The sequence below is a fragment of the Leucogemmata humicola genome, from assembly GCF_055379415.1.
In genome coordinates, this window is the sequence record NZ_AP040875.1 from 1168287 (window position 1) to 1183919 (window position 15633).

General features: G+C 62.8%; 14 protein-coding genes. 9 read left to right on the forward strand and 5 right to left on the reverse strand.

All coding sequences use genetic code 11. The annotated features are described in order from the left end of the window. Positions 1-45: 45 nt before the first annotated feature. Entirely contained in the window at positions 46-1236 is a 1191-nt protein-coding gene (locus AC6H4Z_RS04865) for a DNA glycosylase AlkZ-like family protein (protein ID WP_497545608.1), read from the reverse strand. A 10-nt stretch (positions 1237-1246) separates the two neighbouring features. Continuing rightward, positions 1247-2434 carry a glycosyltransferase family 2 protein gene (locus AC6H4Z_RS04870; protein WP_497545609.1) on the reverse strand — a complete coding sequence of 396 codons (1188 nt, stop codon included), beginning with the start codon at positions 2432-2434 and terminating at the stop codon, positions 1247-1249. 210 nt (positions 2435-2644) lie between these two features. Between AC6H4Z_RS04870 and AC6H4Z_RS04875 the strand changes: the two genes are divergently transcribed. Further along, positions 2645-3667, forward strand: a complete 1023-nt coding sequence (locus AC6H4Z_RS04875) for a M20/M25/M40 family metallo-hydrolase (RefSeq protein WP_497545610.1) — start codon at positions 2645-2647, stop codon at positions 3665-3667. On the opposite strand, the gene AC6H4Z_RS04880 is transcribed toward AC6H4Z_RS04875, so the two are convergent. Both AC6H4Z_RS04880 and AC6H4Z_RS04885 read right to left on the reverse strand, forming a co-directional pair. After that, entirely contained in the window at positions 3664-4761 is a 1098-nt protein-coding gene (locus tag AC6H4Z_RS04880; RefSeq protein ID WP_497545611.1) for a patatin-like phospholipase family protein, read from the reverse strand. The two genes, AC6H4Z_RS04875 and AC6H4Z_RS04880, sit on opposite strands and share 4 nt — an antisense overlap. A 42-nt stretch (positions 4762-4803) precedes the next feature. Continuing rightward, a complete protein-coding gene (locus tag AC6H4Z_RS04885; protein ID WP_497545612.1) occupies positions 4804-5196 on the reverse strand; it encodes a hypothetical protein in 393 nt (130 codons plus the stop codon). A 124-nt stretch (positions 5197-5320) separates the two neighbouring features. Here AC6H4Z_RS04885 and AC6H4Z_RS04890 point away from each other — a divergent pair, with 124 nt between their 5' ends. Genes AC6H4Z_RS04890 through AC6H4Z_RS04900 form a run of 3 tightly spaced genes read left to right on the forward strand, consistent with a single transcriptional unit; the run spans position 5321 to position 8750 of the window. Then, positions 5321-6667 (forward strand): APC family permease, encoded by a 1347-nt coding sequence (locus AC6H4Z_RS04890; RefSeq protein WP_497545613.1) that lies wholly within the window; start codon positions 5321-5323, stop codon positions 6665-6667. Next, positions 6664-7860 carry an aminotransferase class V-fold PLP-dependent enzyme gene (locus tag AC6H4Z_RS04895; protein ID WP_497545614.1) on the forward strand — a complete coding sequence of 399 codons (1197 nt, stop codon included), beginning with the start codon at positions 6664-6666 and terminating at the stop codon, positions 7858-7860. Before AC6H4Z_RS04890 ends, AC6H4Z_RS04895 begins: the two co-directional genes overlap by 4 nt. Continuing rightward, complete coding sequence (locus AC6H4Z_RS04900; protein WP_497545615.1) at positions 7857-8750, forward strand: serine hydrolase; 894 nt, start codon at positions 7857-7859, stop codon at positions 8748-8750. Before AC6H4Z_RS04895 ends, AC6H4Z_RS04900 begins: the two co-directional genes overlap by 4 nt. 117 nt (positions 8751-8867) lie before the next feature. On the opposite strand, the gene AC6H4Z_RS04905 is transcribed toward AC6H4Z_RS04900, so the two are convergent. Next, the gene (locus AC6H4Z_RS04905) at positions 8868-9062 is read right to left on the reverse strand and encodes a hypothetical protein (RefSeq protein WP_497545616.1); all 195 of its coding nucleotides are present in this window, start codon (positions 9060-9062) and stop codon (positions 8868-8870) included. An 81-nt stretch (positions 9063-9143) separates the two neighbouring features. Between AC6H4Z_RS04905 and AC6H4Z_RS04910 the strand changes: the two genes are divergently transcribed. The 5 genes from AC6H4Z_RS04910 (at position 9144) to AC6H4Z_RS04930 (ending at position 15627) form a co-directional block, all read left to right on the forward strand. Further along, positions 9144-10067 (forward strand): pseudouridine-5'-phosphate glycosidase, encoded by a 924-nt coding sequence (locus AC6H4Z_RS04910; protein ID WP_497545617.1) that lies wholly within the window; start codon positions 9144-9146, stop codon positions 10065-10067. 109 nt (positions 10068-10176) lie between these two features. Then, positions 10177-11319 carry a tetratricopeptide repeat protein gene (locus tag AC6H4Z_RS04915; RefSeq protein ID WP_497545618.1) on the forward strand — a complete coding sequence of 381 codons (1143 nt, stop codon included), beginning with the start codon at positions 10177-10179 and terminating at the stop codon, positions 11317-11319. Continuing rightward, a complete protein-coding gene (locus tag AC6H4Z_RS04920; RefSeq protein WP_497545619.1) occupies positions 11316-12359 on the forward strand; it encodes a tetratricopeptide repeat protein in 1044 nt (347 codons plus the stop codon). The genes AC6H4Z_RS04915 and AC6H4Z_RS04920 overlap by 4 nt, the downstream gene beginning before the upstream one ends. Before the next feature lie 90 nt (positions 12360-12449). After that, the gene (locus tag AC6H4Z_RS04925) at positions 12450-15080 is read left to right on the forward strand and encodes a M16 family metallopeptidase (protein ID WP_497545620.1); all 2631 of its coding nucleotides are present in this window, start codon (positions 12450-12452) and stop codon (positions 15078-15080) included. 217 nt (positions 15081-15297) lie between these two features. Then, complete coding sequence (locus AC6H4Z_RS04930; protein ID WP_497545621.1) at positions 15298-15627, forward strand: PadR family transcriptional regulator; 330 nt, start codon at positions 15298-15300, stop codon at positions 15625-15627. Positions 15628-15633 lie beyond the last annotated feature (6 nt).

The window sequence follows — 15633 nt, forward strand, 5'->3', positions numbered from 1 at the left end:
AGCCAATTCTGTTGCCGCGCGCCGGAACGGGCGCGCTAAGGTGGGTTAAGCCAGGGCGCGCAACGCGGCGAGCTTGGGTTGGCGACTCTTCGGGCTGTCCAGGCTGAACGACCGCGCGTCGCCCAGTTGGTCGCGCACGAAAGCTTCTGTCTCCTCCACGACAGTGCGGAGGGCCTTGTCCTTCTTGCCCGAGAACGTGGCCCATACCAGCTGTTGGGCGCCGGCGTCGAATTCCCAATAGCCGATCAGTCGTCCGCGATCGAGAATGGCGTGCGCGGCGAGGTCCGCGAGGTTGCCGCCTGATCGCGCGCCGAACGTCATGGCCGCCACCCGGTCACGATCCTTTTCGTCAACGAGTGATGCCACGTCGCGCCGCGCCGCGGAGATCGAGTCGAGACTGCTCACGAGCGAGTACTGCGGATCGCTCGGCGCATTGAACTTCGCGAATGCCTTGGCGTCGTCGGCCAGCAACAGCCGATCGCTTCCCGGCTCGATTGGCGTGAGCTCCACCGTTGCTACCGCATCCTTGGCCGCTTTGACGCCCAATCCGGAGAACCACTGGAATTCTTTCATCGTCGCTGGGCCTACCCAGCGAAAGAATTTTCGGGCGAGTACGGCGTACGCTTCGTCGGTCGAAAGCTTGGACTTCGCCAGCGGATTCGGCGACCACTTGGCGTACTTGTAGCGCTGCTGATCCAGGCGTCCATCAACCGGAACGCGACGAATTTCTCCCGCTGTCTGGAGGCGGCCTAACGCCAATGGCAGAGTGGTGCTCAGACCTTTTTTCTTGCCCTCTTCACCTAGGCTTCGAACCGCTTTGCCGGTCGCGTGCTTGATGCCGTCCGGGTCGAGCGCTTCTTTGCCGAGCGCGGTAACGACGGCGTCGCACAGCTTGTCGACTTCTTTCTCTGTCACTCCGAGCTTGGCCGCGACCTTCATTTCCGAGTCGCCGAGACTGGCGGCAAGCGTGAGGGCGAGCGCGTAGTCGGCCGCTGGCAGCACATAGGTGCAGCCGCGCGCCGCAGGCAATTCGTGAAGGTCGAGCTTTGCCACCGCCGCGTCCGCAGACGCTCGCGACGTTCCCGCGCGCGCGAACAGCGTGAGATATGGCCCAACGCCACCGACGGAGCGCGCCCAGCCCGCGGCTTCGAGAATCTCTGCGGGTTTTCGCGATGACGACGAGCCGTCGAGTCCCTGTCGATGCGACCACCAGGCTCGAAGCTTTGAATCGTTCATCGATCGACCGCTATGAAAGCGCGAGTTCCGGCAGCAGCTGCGACGCCAGGAGATACACGAGATAAAGAAGGCCTGACACGAGCAGCGCCAGTCGCAGCAACGCTCCGGCGGAGCCCCAGGCTTTTACTCGCTGCTTCGCGGCCCGCGTATATGGCAGCAGAAGCGGAAAGAGACTCGCGAGGAATCGAGTCAAGGTCCGCTTCTGGGGCCGCATCGTCAGGCTCTTCCACAAATGAGGCCGGGCGACGCTGGTATTGCCGACCGCCAACTCCTCGGCACCGACCCACGCATGTGCTTCCGCGACGCGCTCGCGGAGCAGTGCTGGCGACACGCGCGACGCGACACGCGGCGCCCAATGCTCCACCATTCGCAGATCAGCGTGCGATTCGAGGAGCGAATTCGTGGTGCTCATCTGTGTCGCATGCACGCGATAGTGGATCGTCGGCGCATCGAGGTAGGCCACCGTTCCCTGTTCGCAGATGCGAAAGTAGAAGTGGTAGTCCTCGGCCCCGCGACCCGTGACTTCAGGCTGGAAGCCGCCCGACTGCTGCAGCCGCGAGCGGCGAACGATGGCCGTGGGCGGATGCACGAGATTTCCAAAGAACATTTCGCGGAAAATGTTACCGACGAAATATCCGGAGTTAGCGACCTCGTGCGGCACGTCGCGCGATAGATCGCCCAGGGTTCCCGTGAGCTGGCAGATTTCACGGACTTCGTAACGATCGTATGCGCTGTAGTACGTCCGGAGATGCCGGTCGTGCAGGATCTCTCCGCGATTTACGAACGTCGACATGTCCGACCAGATCATTCCGACGTTCGGGTGTCGTCGGAACAGTTCCAGCTGGGTGCTCAGCTTCCACGGCAGCCACAGATCGTCGGAGTCGAGGAACGCGACGAATTCGCCGCGGACGTGCTCGAAGCCCACGTTGCGCGCCGACGACAACCCGCCGTTTTCCTTCCGAACGTACGTGATTCGCGGATCTGTATAGCGCGCCACTATCTCGCGCGTGTTGTCCGTCGAACCATCGTCCACGATGATCGCTTCATAATGCTCGTAGGTCTGCGCGAGCATACTATCGAGCGTTTCGGCGATGATCGCCCCACGCTGATAGGTCGGAATGACAATGCTGACCAATCCAGGTTCCCCGGGCCCCTCGAGGAATCTGGGGTTGATTGGCAGGAGTGCCGGCGTCGACATGTAGGTTCGTGGGTTCCAAAGCACCTCGAGACAAACGCCTGTGGCACCGGCGGATTATCTCGAATGCGGAAGCGGTATCGCAATATGTCGCCGTGACACCAGCACCGGCAATTGCGATGTCTCAAAACGATGCAGCTGGTGAAATCACTGACCAATTAACGCAAGCACGACGATGTTGCGGCCCGCGCGGTCACTGCCGATCTTGCGCGCATGCCAAGCAATCCGGTCGAGCTGACGACGAAACTGATGTCCATCGATTCCACGAGCGGCCGCGAAGGTCCGGTCATCGCGTGGCTCGATGCCTATCTCGCAGAGCGCGGGTGGAGAACGCAACGGATTCCAGTGTCTCCCGGGCGTGATGATCTGTTTGCGACCGTCGTTGACAATCCACTCGTCACGCTTTCGACACATCTCGACACAGTGCCTCCGTTTATCCCGCCGCGCCTCGAGCGCGACCGCATCTACGGACGAGGATCCTGTGATGCCAAGGGAATTGCCGCGGCAATGATCTGCGCAGCGGAGCGGCTGCGCGAGTCGCACGTTCCGGTTGCGCTGCTGTTCGTCGTCGGCGAAGAGGTCACGCATGACGGCGCCCACGCAGCGAACGAAGCAATCGCCGCGGGAACGCTCCCGAGGTCGAATCGCGTGATCATCGACGGTGAGCCGACGGAGAGTACGCTCGCGGTAGGAACCAAAGGCGCCATTCGCGTCATCGTGCGGACAAAAGGACAGGCGGCGCATTCTGCATATCCGCACTTGGGTCAGTCCGCGACGCGAGACCTCGTGCGAATGCTCAACGAGCTCGATGCGCTCGTTCTTCCCACCGACGCATTGCTCGGCGACACGACGGTCAACATCGGTGGTCTGTCCGGAGGCGTCGCCGACAACGTGGTCGCCCCATGGGCCGAAGCACGTTTGATGATTCGTCTCGTGAGCGATCCCGAAGACGTGATCGAGTTGATCGAACGCTGGTCCAAGGGTCGAGCGACGCTCGAGTGGGGTCCAGTGGTGCCGCCCGTGCGACTCGGAGTCGTGGACGGATTCAAAACGTCCGTGGCTGCGTTTGCGACGGACATTCCGGCGCTCACCAACTGGGGAACGCCGTATCTATTCGGTCCGGGCTCGATCCACGTGGCGCATCGCGACGACGAGTGCATCGCAATCGACGAACTGCACGCCGCAGTCGCCGCCTACGAGCGGATTGCGGCGGCGAGTATCGTGTCGACCGTCTAGGCTGCGCCGCGTTCGCCCGCTTTCAGCGGTACGATGCGCTCGATCTTCCGCGCGGAAATCGCGCGGCTCGGACAGTAGTGCACGAAGTCGCCGTCGGCGGGCGACCAGTCGACGGTGCGCGATCGCGGATACGCTTTGCCCTGCGCGTCGAGTGCCATGAGGTTCGGCGCGAGTGAAACACACAAGCCGCAGCCAATGCATTTTTCGCGATCGACGTCGAGCTCGAACCGCCGTCGTGGATACACGCCACTCGGCTGATCGAAGTACGCGTCGATGTCCTCGAGTGCCTTGTGGGCCGAACGATGTCCTTCTTTGATCGTGGCTCCGATGTTCGCGAAGCTGAGCCACTCTTCGCCGCAGCGTGGACGGATGAGCACCATCGGTGGTCCGTTCCAGTGCGCGAGCGGAAATTGCTGAAGCGCGTGCATCATCGTTGTTGCCGCGCGCATGTAGATGTTCGCGAAGCCGAGCGACATCGCACCGCTGATCGGTGTGAGGTCGGTGCTCCCGACGTCGACGGCGATGATCAGATCTGCGTTGAGCGCGGCGATGCCCACGGGCAAATTGTCGATCACACCGCCATCGACGCAAAGCCGGTCGCCGATCTGGCCGGGTGGGAAATATCCCGGCAACGCGCACGACGCATAGACCGCGTCCTGCACGTACACGTCCTGCAATCCGGGCGATCCCCAGATCACCGGCGATCCACGCTCCAGATCAACAGTGTTGACCAGGAGCGGGGTTGCCAGATCTGAGAATTTTCCCGGCGGCACTACTGCTCGCGTGAGATCGCGCAGCGGATCTTCGAGATAGATCGACGGCGACCGCATGCGCTCCATGAGCATTCCGAAATGATTCAGCCGAAACAGGTCGCGCCGGCGCAACGTCTCCGCGCGGCGTCCCAGTTCGTCCGGAGTCATTCCGCCAACCCGCGCTGCGGCCAGCATTGCACCAATGCTCGTTCCGGCGTACAGCGTCGGCGTGATTCCGCGCTCTTCCAGCGCCTTCATCACGCCGATATGGGCGAAACCCTTCATCCCGCCTCCGCCTAGCACGAGGGCGACGCGGCGCGATGTCGAAGTGGAGCGGTTCATCTGGAGAAGTAGCGGGTGGGTCGGGTCGTGAGTTGAGTCGGGCTACTGCAGATACTGATACAGACCAGCGAGGCCGACGACGGCACCTCCGACCATGATCAGCGTTCCTGGCGTGTGGCCGATGATCGCACCAACGATCAGCGCGGCACCGCCAACAATCATCATTGCGCGAGCCTGGCCTAGGCCTGCCCGGTCTGGCGCCATCAACGGATGGTCTGGGCGTGCGGTCGTAGAGGTATGAACGCCCGCGCGCAGACCGTCGCGCGACGGCCCGACGTTCGACGAATCAACCCGTGCCTGCGTCAACGAAACCGCACTGTCGGTCACGACAGAAGCTGACTGGGTGACTTGAACCAGTGTGGTATCCTGAGCGAAAGCGGGAAGTGCATTGACGAGCAAGACCGGTAGTACGAACGAGAGAACAGTTCGGCGCATGTCGACTCCTGAAGTTTAGATACGGTCCACCTGCGAAAGAAACGCGCCAGCGCACCCGGCGAGAACCCTGTCGGTTGCCGGTAGCGGCACATAGTCTTGTCCATGCCGGTTTCTGCCGGTCGCGATGTCGTCCTCCATCCAGGAAATGGGAAAAACCAACGAAGGTTCGCTCGTTCGCGCCCTCGGGACCTGGGGCTTGGCCGCCAGCATCGTCAATCTCACGATCGGCGGAGGAATCTTCCGGCTTCCGGCCGCCGCGGCCGGGGCGCTCGGAGCCGCCGCGCCCGTCGCCTACCTTGTATGCGCGTTGGCCATGGGACTCATCGTGCTCTGCTTCGCCGAAGCGGGCAGCCGAGTCTCGTTGACGGGCGGACTTTACGCATACGTCGAGGTGGCGTTCGGCCCGCTCGTCGGTTTTCTCACCGGCGTGATGCTCTGGGCAGGGCTCACCGCGGCGACCGCGGCGGTCGCATCGTTCTTCGCTGATGCACTGGGCGTGCTGGTCCCCGCACTGGCAACAGGAACCGCGCGCAACGTCACGCTCGTGGTAATCCTTGGATCGCTTGCCGTACTCAATCTCGCCGGGGTGAAAGGCGCGAGTCGGTTCAATGTGGTAATGACCGTGGCCAAGCTGCTGCCACTTATTGCCCTGGTCGTCGTCGGCATCGCGGCGGTCCATCGCGATAACCTTACATGGACCACCGCACCGGCGACGGGCGAAGTCGCGCGAGCGTCCGCGGTTCTGATCTTCGCGTTCCTCGGTGTGGAATCCGCGTTGGTGCCGAGCGGTGAAGTGAAGGACCCTTCGAAAACGGTACCTCGCGCCATCTTCATCGCGATGCTGGGCGTCACGCTGCTGTACCTCGCCGTGCAGATCGTGACGCAGGGCATCCTCGGCGCATCACTCGTCGGCCAGAAAGCGCCGCTCGCCGAAGCGGCGGCAGTGGTTCTTGGCGGCCCTGGCCGAACGCTCATTCTCGTTGGATCGGCGATCTCGATGTTCGGACACGTGAGCGGCATGACGCTGTCGGTACCGCGAATGTTGTTCGCATTTGGCCGCGACGGCTTCTTGCCGGCGCAGGTGGCGTTGGTCCACGAGCGGTATCGCACGCCATGGGTTGCGATTGTCGTGCAAACCATCGTTGTGATGGCGCTCGCGGTGAGCGGCAGTTTCGAGAAGCTCGCGATCGTCGCCAACGGTTCGATCCTGCTCGTCTATGTGGCGTGTTGCATGGCGGTGCTCGAACTGCGTCGTCGCGGTGTGCAGGAAAGTGGGACGCCCTTCCGAGTGCCGCTCGCTGGCGTCGTGCCCATTCTCGCGATCGCGATCATCGCGTGGCTCCTCAAGAGCCTCACCGCCGACGAATGGAAGGCTCTGCTCGTCGTCATCGGCGTGGCAATCGTGATCTACGCGGCGAGTCTGCCGTCGCGCCGAGCCGCCGGCGCAGCGCGCGCGGAGACGCCAGCGTGACCGGAATCGATCCGCTTCTCGCATTCCGCGCCGAGTTTCCGATTCTCGAGCGCTCCACGTACCTGGTCTCGAACTCGCTCGGTGCAATGCCGCGCGGTGTTCCGGAGCGACTTGCCGAGTACGTCGATCAGTGGGCTGAGTTTGGCGTGCGTGCGTGGGCAAAGGGTTGGTGGACCATGCCGGTGAGCGTCGGCGATGAGATCGCGCCGCTCATCGGTGCTGGAAAGGGTGAAGTCGCGATGCTGCCGAACGTGACGATCGCGCAGACGTCGGTGCTGTCCGCTCTCGACTATTCGGCACCGCGCGACACCATCGTCATGACGGATCTCGACTTTCCGTCGGTGCGCTACGTCTACGACGAATTGGCGACGCGCCTCGGTGCACGCATCGTCGTGGTGCCGAGCGAAGACGGAGTTTCGATCGACACGCAGCGGGTGGTCGACGCGATCGACGAGCGAACGCGGCTCGTAGCGATCTCACACGTGTTGTTTCGATCGGCGTTCATCATGGACGCTGCGGCAATCTGTGCTCGAGCCAGAGAGGTTGGCGCGCTCGTGTCGCTCGACGCATTCCACTCGGTGGGTGTGATCCCCGTCGACGTGAAAGCACTCGGCGTCGATTTCCTGAGTGGTGGTGTGTTGAAGTGGCTGTGTGGCGGACCGGGCGGCGCGTTTCTCTATGCGTCGCCGGAAGCAACGCGTTCGTTGTCGCCGTCGTTCACGGGATGGCAGGCGCACGAGCGACCGTTCGCATTCGAGAATGACATGCACTACGCCGATCACGCGTGGCACTGGCTGAACGGCACGCCGTCGATTCCGTCGCTATTCGCCGCCATTGAAGGGCCGCGCATCGTACGACAGGCGGGCATCGACGCCATCCGCGCGAAGAGCACGCGTCAGACGTCGCGCTTGATCGCGCTCGCCGACGAACGCGGCTACAAGGTGAATGCGCCACGCGATCCCGCGCAGCGCGGTGGAACGATCGCGTTCGATGTGCCGAACGCCTATGGCGTTTCGCAGGCGCTTTTGGCAAACAACGTCATCGTGGACTATCGGCCCAACGCCGGCATTCGCGTTGCGCCGCACTTCTACACGAGCGACGACGAACTAGAACGCGCCGTGGAGATGATCGACGCCATTTTGCGCGACGGAAGTTGGAAGCCGTTCGAAGACAAACGAGGAACCGTGACATGAAGCGACTTTCGATCGCGCTTCTCTTCGCTGCCGCGAACGTGTTGCCTGCGCAGTCGTTCGCGCGCGCCGATACGACTGGCCTTCGCCGAACGCTCGACGCGATTGCGTCGGCGCACCACGGCGTGCTCGGTTATTCGATTCTCAATCTCGACACCGGTGAGCGCCTCACTCATCGCGGCGACGAAACGTTTTCGACGGCGAGTCTGATCAAGGTTCCGATCCTCGTGACGTTGTACGACCTCGTCGAGAAGAAGCAGCTCGCGCTCGACGACCCGCTCACGGTGCTGACGATCGATCAGGTGCCGGGAAGCGGCGTGTTGCAGTTCATGCATCCGGGAATGAGTCTGTCCGTGCACGACGCCGCGTCGTTGATGATCATCTTGAGCGACAACACGGCAACGAATCTTCTGCTCGATCGCGTGGCGATGCGCCGCGTGTGGACGAAGATGGAAGCGCTCGGGTTGCCGCACACGAAGGTGCACTCGAAGACGTTTCTTCGTCTCACGAGCGTGGCGATGGACAGCTCGGTGAAGTACGGCCTTGGCGTGAGCACACCGAACGAGATGGCGCATCTCTTCGAGCTTCTCGCCCAGGGCAAGGCAGTGAATGCCGCTGCCGATTCTTCGATGCTCGAGATCCTCGGCGACAACGCCGATGGCGAGCTCATGCAGCGGACGATCAACGGCATGCGTGTACCGCACAAAACCGGCGCAACGGATTCGGTACGTACGGAGTGCGCGCTGTTCCGACTCCAATCGCGCGTGGTGGCGTGTGGCTTCACCAAGCAGAACACCGACATCCGTTGGGTGGTCGACAACGAGGCGCAGGTGTCACTCGGTAAGATCGGCGCGGCCGTCGTTGCTGCGTGGCCCAAGAAGCCTGAGAAGTAGGCGCCGCGCTCGCTGGCCCAGCGTATGCCCTCCCTGGCGTCGAAGGAGGGCACTCGTGTCGCTCAAACAACTGCTGTCGCTCGCATTGATCGCGGCGCTGCCGCGCTTTGCGCAGGCTCAGTTCACCACATTCATTCCGCCGCGCCCGCCGCCGCCGAAAATCGACTCGGCGAAGCCTGTGGCTGCCGCGAAGAAAAAACCGTCCGAAGCGTCCGACACGTTGAATCGCATTCGGCTCACGGACATGAAGATCTGGGTCGACTCGGCGGTTGGAATTCGATCGACGGGCCGGCCGGCCGCGCGACCTGACACGGCGAACTCGCGCGATGACTACCTCACGTCTCGGTCCGAAGTAACTTCGGTGCGCCCCGTCAACGTCGCGGTCACCGTCTCATGTCTCAGCCCGTTCGCATCATCCCGAGTGTCGACGCAGCTCTTCGTTCCGGCCAGCCGGTCGTCGCGCTCGAGAGCTCCGTGCTCGCCCAGGGTCTCCCAATTCCGCAGAACCGCGAGGCCGCGGAGCGAATGGTCGGCGCGGTCGAAGCCGTGGGTGCGGTTGCTGGAATCACGGCTGTAGTTCGCGGCACGCCGACCGTGGGTCTCGAGCCCGACGAGCTCGAGCGTTTCTTGCGGCGCGACGGTGTGCGAAAGGTGTCGGCTCGCGATCTACCGTTCGCGATGACGTCCAAGGCTGATGGCGCGACGACGGTCGCCGCGACGCTCACCATCGCAAGTCTCGCTGGCATCGAGGTTTTCGCGACCGGCGGAATTGGCGGCGTGCATCGCGATGCGCCGTTCGACGAGTCCGCGGACCTCGCCGAGCTCGCGCGAACACCGATGATCGTCGTGTGTGCTGGCGCCAAATCCATTCTCGATCTTCCGGCGACGTGGGAGCGACTCGAGTCGCTCGGCATTCCGGTCGTTGGGTATCGAACGAGTGAACTTCCCGGATTCTTTTCGGCGGAAAGTGGAATCGCGCTCGACGCGCGCGTCGAAGACGCATCGGAAATCGCGGAGATCTACCGAGCACATCGCGGGCTCGGGCGACAGCAATCTCTGCTCGTCGTTCAAGCGCCTCCGGCCGCGTTCGCATTGGATCGTGCGAGGGTCGAAACGGCCGTTCGCGATGCTCAGCGGGAGGCCGCGGCGAGCGGTGTTCGGGGGGCCAAAGTGACGCCTTTTTTGCTCGCCGCTGTAACTCGTTTAACGAGTGGCAGTTCGCTCGACGCAAATTTGGCGCTTCTCGAGCAGAATGCCCGGCTTGCCGCAGAGGTTGCAACGGCCTGTTCCCAGTCGCGCGAGCGCGCTCGAGAATAGGCCGATACTTCTCAACAAAACATCCACTGTGCCGGAGTTTTTACCATTGAACTTCGGCGTGCATTGATGGTACTATAGTCGTACCCTCATGAGCTGGAGGCTTGCTGAGATGGCCACCCCGTTCCTGAGTTCTGAAGAGTACGACGAGCGCGCGCATCAGCTGTACAACGAAGGTCAATACGATGACGCGCTGACCGTACTTCGAGAAGGACTCATGCTCTATCCGAATTCGGTAGAGTTGCATGTAGGGATAGGATACGCCCAGCTCGCTCGCGAAGAATATGCTTGGGCCCGCCGCTCCTTCGAGCAGGCGTTGGTGCTGGAGCCCGAGCACGAAGACGGACTCGCTGGACTTGGCGAGACGCTTCTCAAACTCGGTTCGGACGATGCAGCCATTCGCTGCTTTCGTCGAACACTCGAGCTTGGCTACGCGGACGACGTCGACCTGATGCTCCAAATCGGGCGCTCGCTTTTTCGTGAAGGTTCTCTCCGCGAGAAGCCCGAGTTCTTCGAAATCGCAAAGGAATTTTTCGAGACAGCCGTGCAGCAAGTGCCCGACTCCGCGGAAGCAGTCGCGTGCGTCGGATATGCGCAGCACCGTCTCGGCGACGACGACGCGGCGATTGGTTCGCTGCGCCGTTCGCTGCAGCTTGATGGCGACCATGCCGAAGCGCGCATCTACCTCGCGAACATTCTCTATGATCAGAGCGAGTTCGAGGCGGCGCTGTACCATTTCGAACGCACCAAGCCAGACGATCATTGGGACGAGCTTGGGATCTGGCGGTTGATCGAGCTCAAGCGCTCGCTCTATCGGCTGGAAGAGAACGACCCCGAGCTCAAGCCATGGGACGAGCGTGTGTCCGAGCTCGGTGGCGATCTCGATGAGGTCGACTCGATGTTGATGGAACTCGATGGCCGCACAGGCGCAGATACTGCACCTGAGGCTGAAGCAGCTCGGGGTCAGCTCGAGCTCTTCGGCAGCCTGCTCAGCTCATTCGCCGAGCAAAAGCAGGACGACCTGTCGGAGCACCAGATCGTCGCGTCGAATGGAGCCAAGTACGCCGGCTCCTGGGAGGAGGTCGTGCGTAGCCTTCGTGATCAAGTCGGGAATCCAGCACACACCATGGAAGAATTCATGAGTGATGCGTCGCAGCAGGGATTCCGTCAGACGGGGATTCGCATCCCAACCCACGACGCGGAGAGCTTTCTTCGCGGCAGCGCAGTAGCGGGGCTCCTCCGGATCGTTCGGTGAGCACGTCAGAACGACTCAAAGCGCGCGCCGGACTCGATCCGGCGCGCGCTGCCATTGCCCGGCTCGATCGCGATCGCGGCGCTGAAGATCTCGCCGCCGACTTGATTGAAAGCTGGCATTCAATGGAAGACGCGCTGCGCGTTCTCGTCGGCAGCAGCGTGCTCTCCGGCCAAGCGCTGATTCGCGAAGCGCGCCAACGCCAGCTCATCAATTTCGACCAGGCCAATTCACTCGCCGAATTCCAGGCGGTGAACGATCGCGTGCAGGACGTGAGCTATCGGCCGACCGACGCCGACCTCAAGGCTGCGCGCGACGCCGTGCTCAAGCTCGACGCCGCGCTGATCGGCGACACCGTCATCGTCGACGCGCCGCGCCCGGCTCCGCGTCCGCCGAATGAGACGTCGCCGATTACCGGCGAAGTGAAATCCATTCCGAATCTGTCGGACACCGACGGGCCGATCAAAGTCGTACCGCCGCCACGCCGCTTTCCGACATGGATGTTGGCGACGATTGGCGCCGTGCTCGTCGTTGGACTTTCCATTGGCGGCTACTTCCTCTTCTGGCCGCGGTCGAGCAGCGCGCTCGACCAGGGAATCGACGCGTATCGAACCGGACAGCGCGAGATCGCCGTAAGCGACTTCAATCGCGCGGTTCGCGATAATCCGTCGGCGCCGCTGCCACACATCTATCTCGCACGAATGGCGCGCGAAGTGGGGAACGCAACGCTCGCGTCGCAGGAGTTGCAACTCGCGCTGCAAGCCGATCCCAACAATGCCGTTGCTCTCCGCGAAATGGGTGCGAACCTGTTGGCGCAGGAGAACTATGAATTGGCGCGCCGGTTCTATGTTCGCGCGGTGCAGGCGGACCCGAGCGATAAACAAGCGATGGGTTATCTCGGCTGCACGTTGATGCGACTGAACCGCACGAGCGAGGCGACGAACTTTCTCAATCGCGCCGGACAGGGGCCGTGGTCGAACTGCACGCCAGCACCGGCGCCCAACGCCGCGGGCCGAGGCGCACCGGGCGTGATTCCCCGGTAGTTCTGCCGGCCGCTGGCATGGGTCGTTTTTGGATCGGTTATCCTTCGCGGATACCGATCTTCACCGACTGATCCCCGTCGAACCCTGCTCGTGCCAATTCCTGATTCTCCTGTCGCGATCGATCCAACAACGGTCATTCGCACACGCCTCGCGAATGGCCTGACCGTTCTCATTCGCCGCGATCGTTCAGCGCCCGTCGTCGCCATCGTGACGTATGTGAGCGCGGGCTACTTCGACGAAACCGACGACATCGTCGGAATCGCGCACGTGCTCGAGCACATGTACTTCAAGGGCACGCCGTCGCGCGGCGTCGGCGAGATCGCGAAGCAGACGAAAGCTGTCGGCGGTTATCTCAACGCTGCCACGATCTACGATCACACGAGCTACTACACAGTTCTTCCGTCGTCGGGGTTTGCACAGGGGCTCGATGTACAGGCCGACGCGTACGCCCGCTCACTGATCGACGCCGACGAACTGGCGCGCGAGCTCGAAGTCATCATCCAGGAAGCAAAGCGAAAAGCGGACAATCCTGGTGCAGTCGCGACGGAGACGTTGTACGAACTCCTTCACGATCGTCACCGCATTCGACGGTGGCGCATCGGCCGCGAGCCCGGTCTGCGCGCACTGACGCGCGATGCGCTCGTTGGCTTCTATCGCAACTACTATCATCCGGGCAACACCGTTCTGTCGATCGTCGGCGACGTCGATCCGCAAGAGGCGTTGGCTGAGGTGCAGCGCGCGTACGGTGGATTGCCGAGTGGTGAGCCATCGCGATATCCCGGACAGACGGAGGAGGGAGTTTCCGGCTTTCGGTATCGCGAATTGGACGGCGACATTGGACAGACGCAGATCGCCTTCGGCTGGAGAACGCCGGGCACGACGCATCCGGACACTGCGTCGCTCGATCTTCTCGCAGCGGTGCTAGGTAGTGGACGCGCGTCGCGCATGTATCGCGCTGTTCGCGAACGTCGGTTGGCGTCCTCGGTGTCGGCGTACAACTACACGCCCACGGAAATCGGCGTGTTCGTGGTGCACGCAGAAACACCGCCAGGATCGGCGGTCGATGCAGCGCGCGCGATGTGGGATCAGCTTCGCGCTGCGCGCGACGGCGACATCGGCGAGCTCGAAGTCGAGCGGGCCAAGCGCATCTATGAATCGCAGTTCGTTCGTCGCCTCGAGGACATGGAAGGGCAGGCGAACTACCTGGCGGAATGGGAAGCGCTGGGCGACTGGCGCATGGGAGATCGATATCTCGAGCGTTTGCTCACGACGACGCGCGACGATCTCGTGGCGGTCGCGAATCGCTATCTCGATCCCGACAATGCTGGCGTGATCGTCTACAGGCCGACGTCGAGTCCGGTGATTGCCGCCGATCCTGACGCGTTGCGCGCGCTACTCGATCGTGAGCCCGTACCGGTGCCACTGCCCGCGCCTGCGCCGTACACGCCGCACGCGTTGCCACCGGCGAAGAAACCCAAGTTCGACCGAGAAGAGTCGGGCGTGCGCGTGTATCACACCGAGAGCGGCACACCGATTCTCGTGCGACGCAAACCAGATGCACCGCTGGTCCACGCCGGCGTGTACATGCTCGGCGGGTCGAGCGAGGAAGATCCGGAGCGCGCAGGCACGACCACGTTGATGGTGCGGACGTCGCTCAAGGGCACCGCCACGCGCGGCGCGCTGCAGATCGCGGAAGAGGGCGAAATGCTCGGCGGAAGCGTTGGTGGCATGGCCGGATCTGAGACGTTCGGCTGGTCGATCTCCGTGCCCGCACGGTATTCTGCGGGCGCGATCGAACTGTTGGCGGACGTCGTGCAACATCCCGCGTTCAACGAAGACGCACTCGATACCGAACGGTCGATTGCGATCGCCGACGTCGCAGCGCTGCGCGACGACATGTACCGCTATCCAATGCGTTTGGCGAACCAGGCTGCGTTCGCTGGTCATCCGTACGGAATTCCGACGGGCGGCACCGAAGAAACGTTGGCGCGCATCGACGTCGACGCCATCCGGACGTGGCATCGTGAGCGCGCACTGTCATCGCCGTCGGTGATTGCGCTTGTGGGCGACGCAGATCCGGACGAGTTGGCAGAGCTTGCGGCACGTGCGTTCGGCGAGCTTCGCCCGATTCCACCGCGCTCTCTCGCCGCGCCGACCTGGCCGAGTCGGTTGGTCACGAAAGTGGAGCCGCGCGATCGCGCGCAGACGGCGCTAGCGCTGCTGTTTTCCGGACCAACGCGCGATGATCCCGATCGATATTCCGCTGCAATGATCGCGAGCGTTGCGAGTGGTCTCGGTGGCCGTTTCTTCGACGAGCTCCGCGACAAGCGATCGCTCTGCTATACGGTGAATGCGTTCGCGTCGGACCGCCGGTTGGCTGGCACCTTTGGCGCGTACATCGCGACGTCGCCGGAGCAGGAGGACGCGGCACGCGACGGGTTACTGGCCGAGTTCCGGCGTTTGCGCGAGGAGCCGGTGACGGCCGAGGAGCTCGAGCGTGCGCAGACGTATGCGGTTGGGACGCACGCGATTCGGTCGCAGAGTGGCGGCGCGATGCTCGCTGACATGGTCGACGCGTATCTCTTTGGGTCGTTGGCCGAGTTGTCGGAGTACGACAATCAGGTGCGGGCGGTGACGGCGGCGTCGATGCTGCGTGTGGCGGCCGCGCACTTTGATCCGAGTCGGCGCGCGGAGGGAATTGTGAGGGGCGTTCGACGCTAGCATGGACGATAGGTGCTAGGTGCTAGGTGCTAGGTGCTAGGTGCTAGAGATTCGGAAGTTGTTTATGTGGTAACGGCGCGGCCTTGGTCGCGCCGTTCTCACATCCGTCATCGTCGTAGCCACGTTCAAACCCTCTCGCGCGGCCGAGTGTCTGATCTCCTGTTGACAGCTGACAGGGCCGTGTGCACGCTCCTGTCACCACCTGACAGGGAGAACCATGGCGGACCCCAACGAGCTGCTCCAAGGCACGGTCGACCTCATGATCCTCAAAGCCGTGTCGCTCGAACCGATGCATGGTTGGGGCATCAGCCAGCGCATTCAACAGATCACGCGCGGTGTGCTCGAGGTGAATCAAGGGGCGCTGTATCCGGCGCTCCACCGGCTCGAAGATCAAGGGTGGCTCGCCGCCGAATGGGGCACGTCGGAAAACAATCGACGCGCAAAGTTCTACACGCTCACCACGACTGGCCGTAAGCAGCTCACCGTCGAAACGCGGACGTGGCAGCGATACGCCACGGCGGTTCAACTTCTCCTACGCGCCGTCTGAGGCATT

What these genes read in the sequence shown, in the direction of transcription:
- AC6H4Z_RS04880 (WP_497545611.1), bottom strand. Translation starts at nt 4,761, where the DNA reads ATGAACCGCTCCACTTCGACATCGCGCCGCGTCGCCCTCGTGCTAGGC.
- AC6H4Z_RS04885 (WP_497545612.1), bottom strand. Translation starts at nt 5,196, where the DNA reads ATGCGCCGAACTGTTCTCTCGTTCGTACTACCGGTCTTGCTCGTCAAT.
- AC6H4Z_RS04910 (WP_497545617.1), top strand. Translation starts at nt 9,144, where the DNA reads ATGTCTCAGCCCGTTCGCATCATCCCGAGTGTCGACGCAGCTCTTCGT.
- AC6H4Z_RS04900 (WP_497545615.1), top strand. Translation starts at nt 7,857, where the DNA reads ATGAAGCGACTTTCGATCGCGCTTCTCTTCGCTGCCGCGAACGTGTTG.
- AC6H4Z_RS04870 (WP_497545609.1), bottom strand. Translation starts at nt 2,434, where the DNA reads ATGTCGACGCCGGCACTCCTGCCAATCAACCCCAGATTCCTCGAGGGG.
- AC6H4Z_RS04890 (WP_497545613.1), top strand. Translation starts at nt 5,321, where the DNA reads ATGTCGTCCTCCATCCAGGAAATGGGAAAAACCAACGAAGGTTCGCTC.
- AC6H4Z_RS04875 (WP_497545610.1), top strand. Translation starts at nt 2,645, where the DNA reads ATGCCAAGCAATCCGGTCGAGCTGACGACGAAACTGATGTCCATCGAT.
- AC6H4Z_RS04865 (WP_497545608.1), bottom strand. Translation starts at nt 1,236, where the DNA reads ATGAACGATTCAAAGCTTCGAGCCTGGTGGTCGCATCGACAGGGACTC.
- AC6H4Z_RS04915 (WP_497545618.1), top strand. Translation starts at nt 10,177, where the DNA reads ATGGCCACCCCGTTCCTGAGTTCTGAAGAGTACGACGAGCGCGCGCAT.
- AC6H4Z_RS04930 (WP_497545621.1), top strand. Translation starts at nt 15,298, where the DNA reads ATGGCGGACCCCAACGAGCTGCTCCAAGGCACGGTCGACCTCATGATC.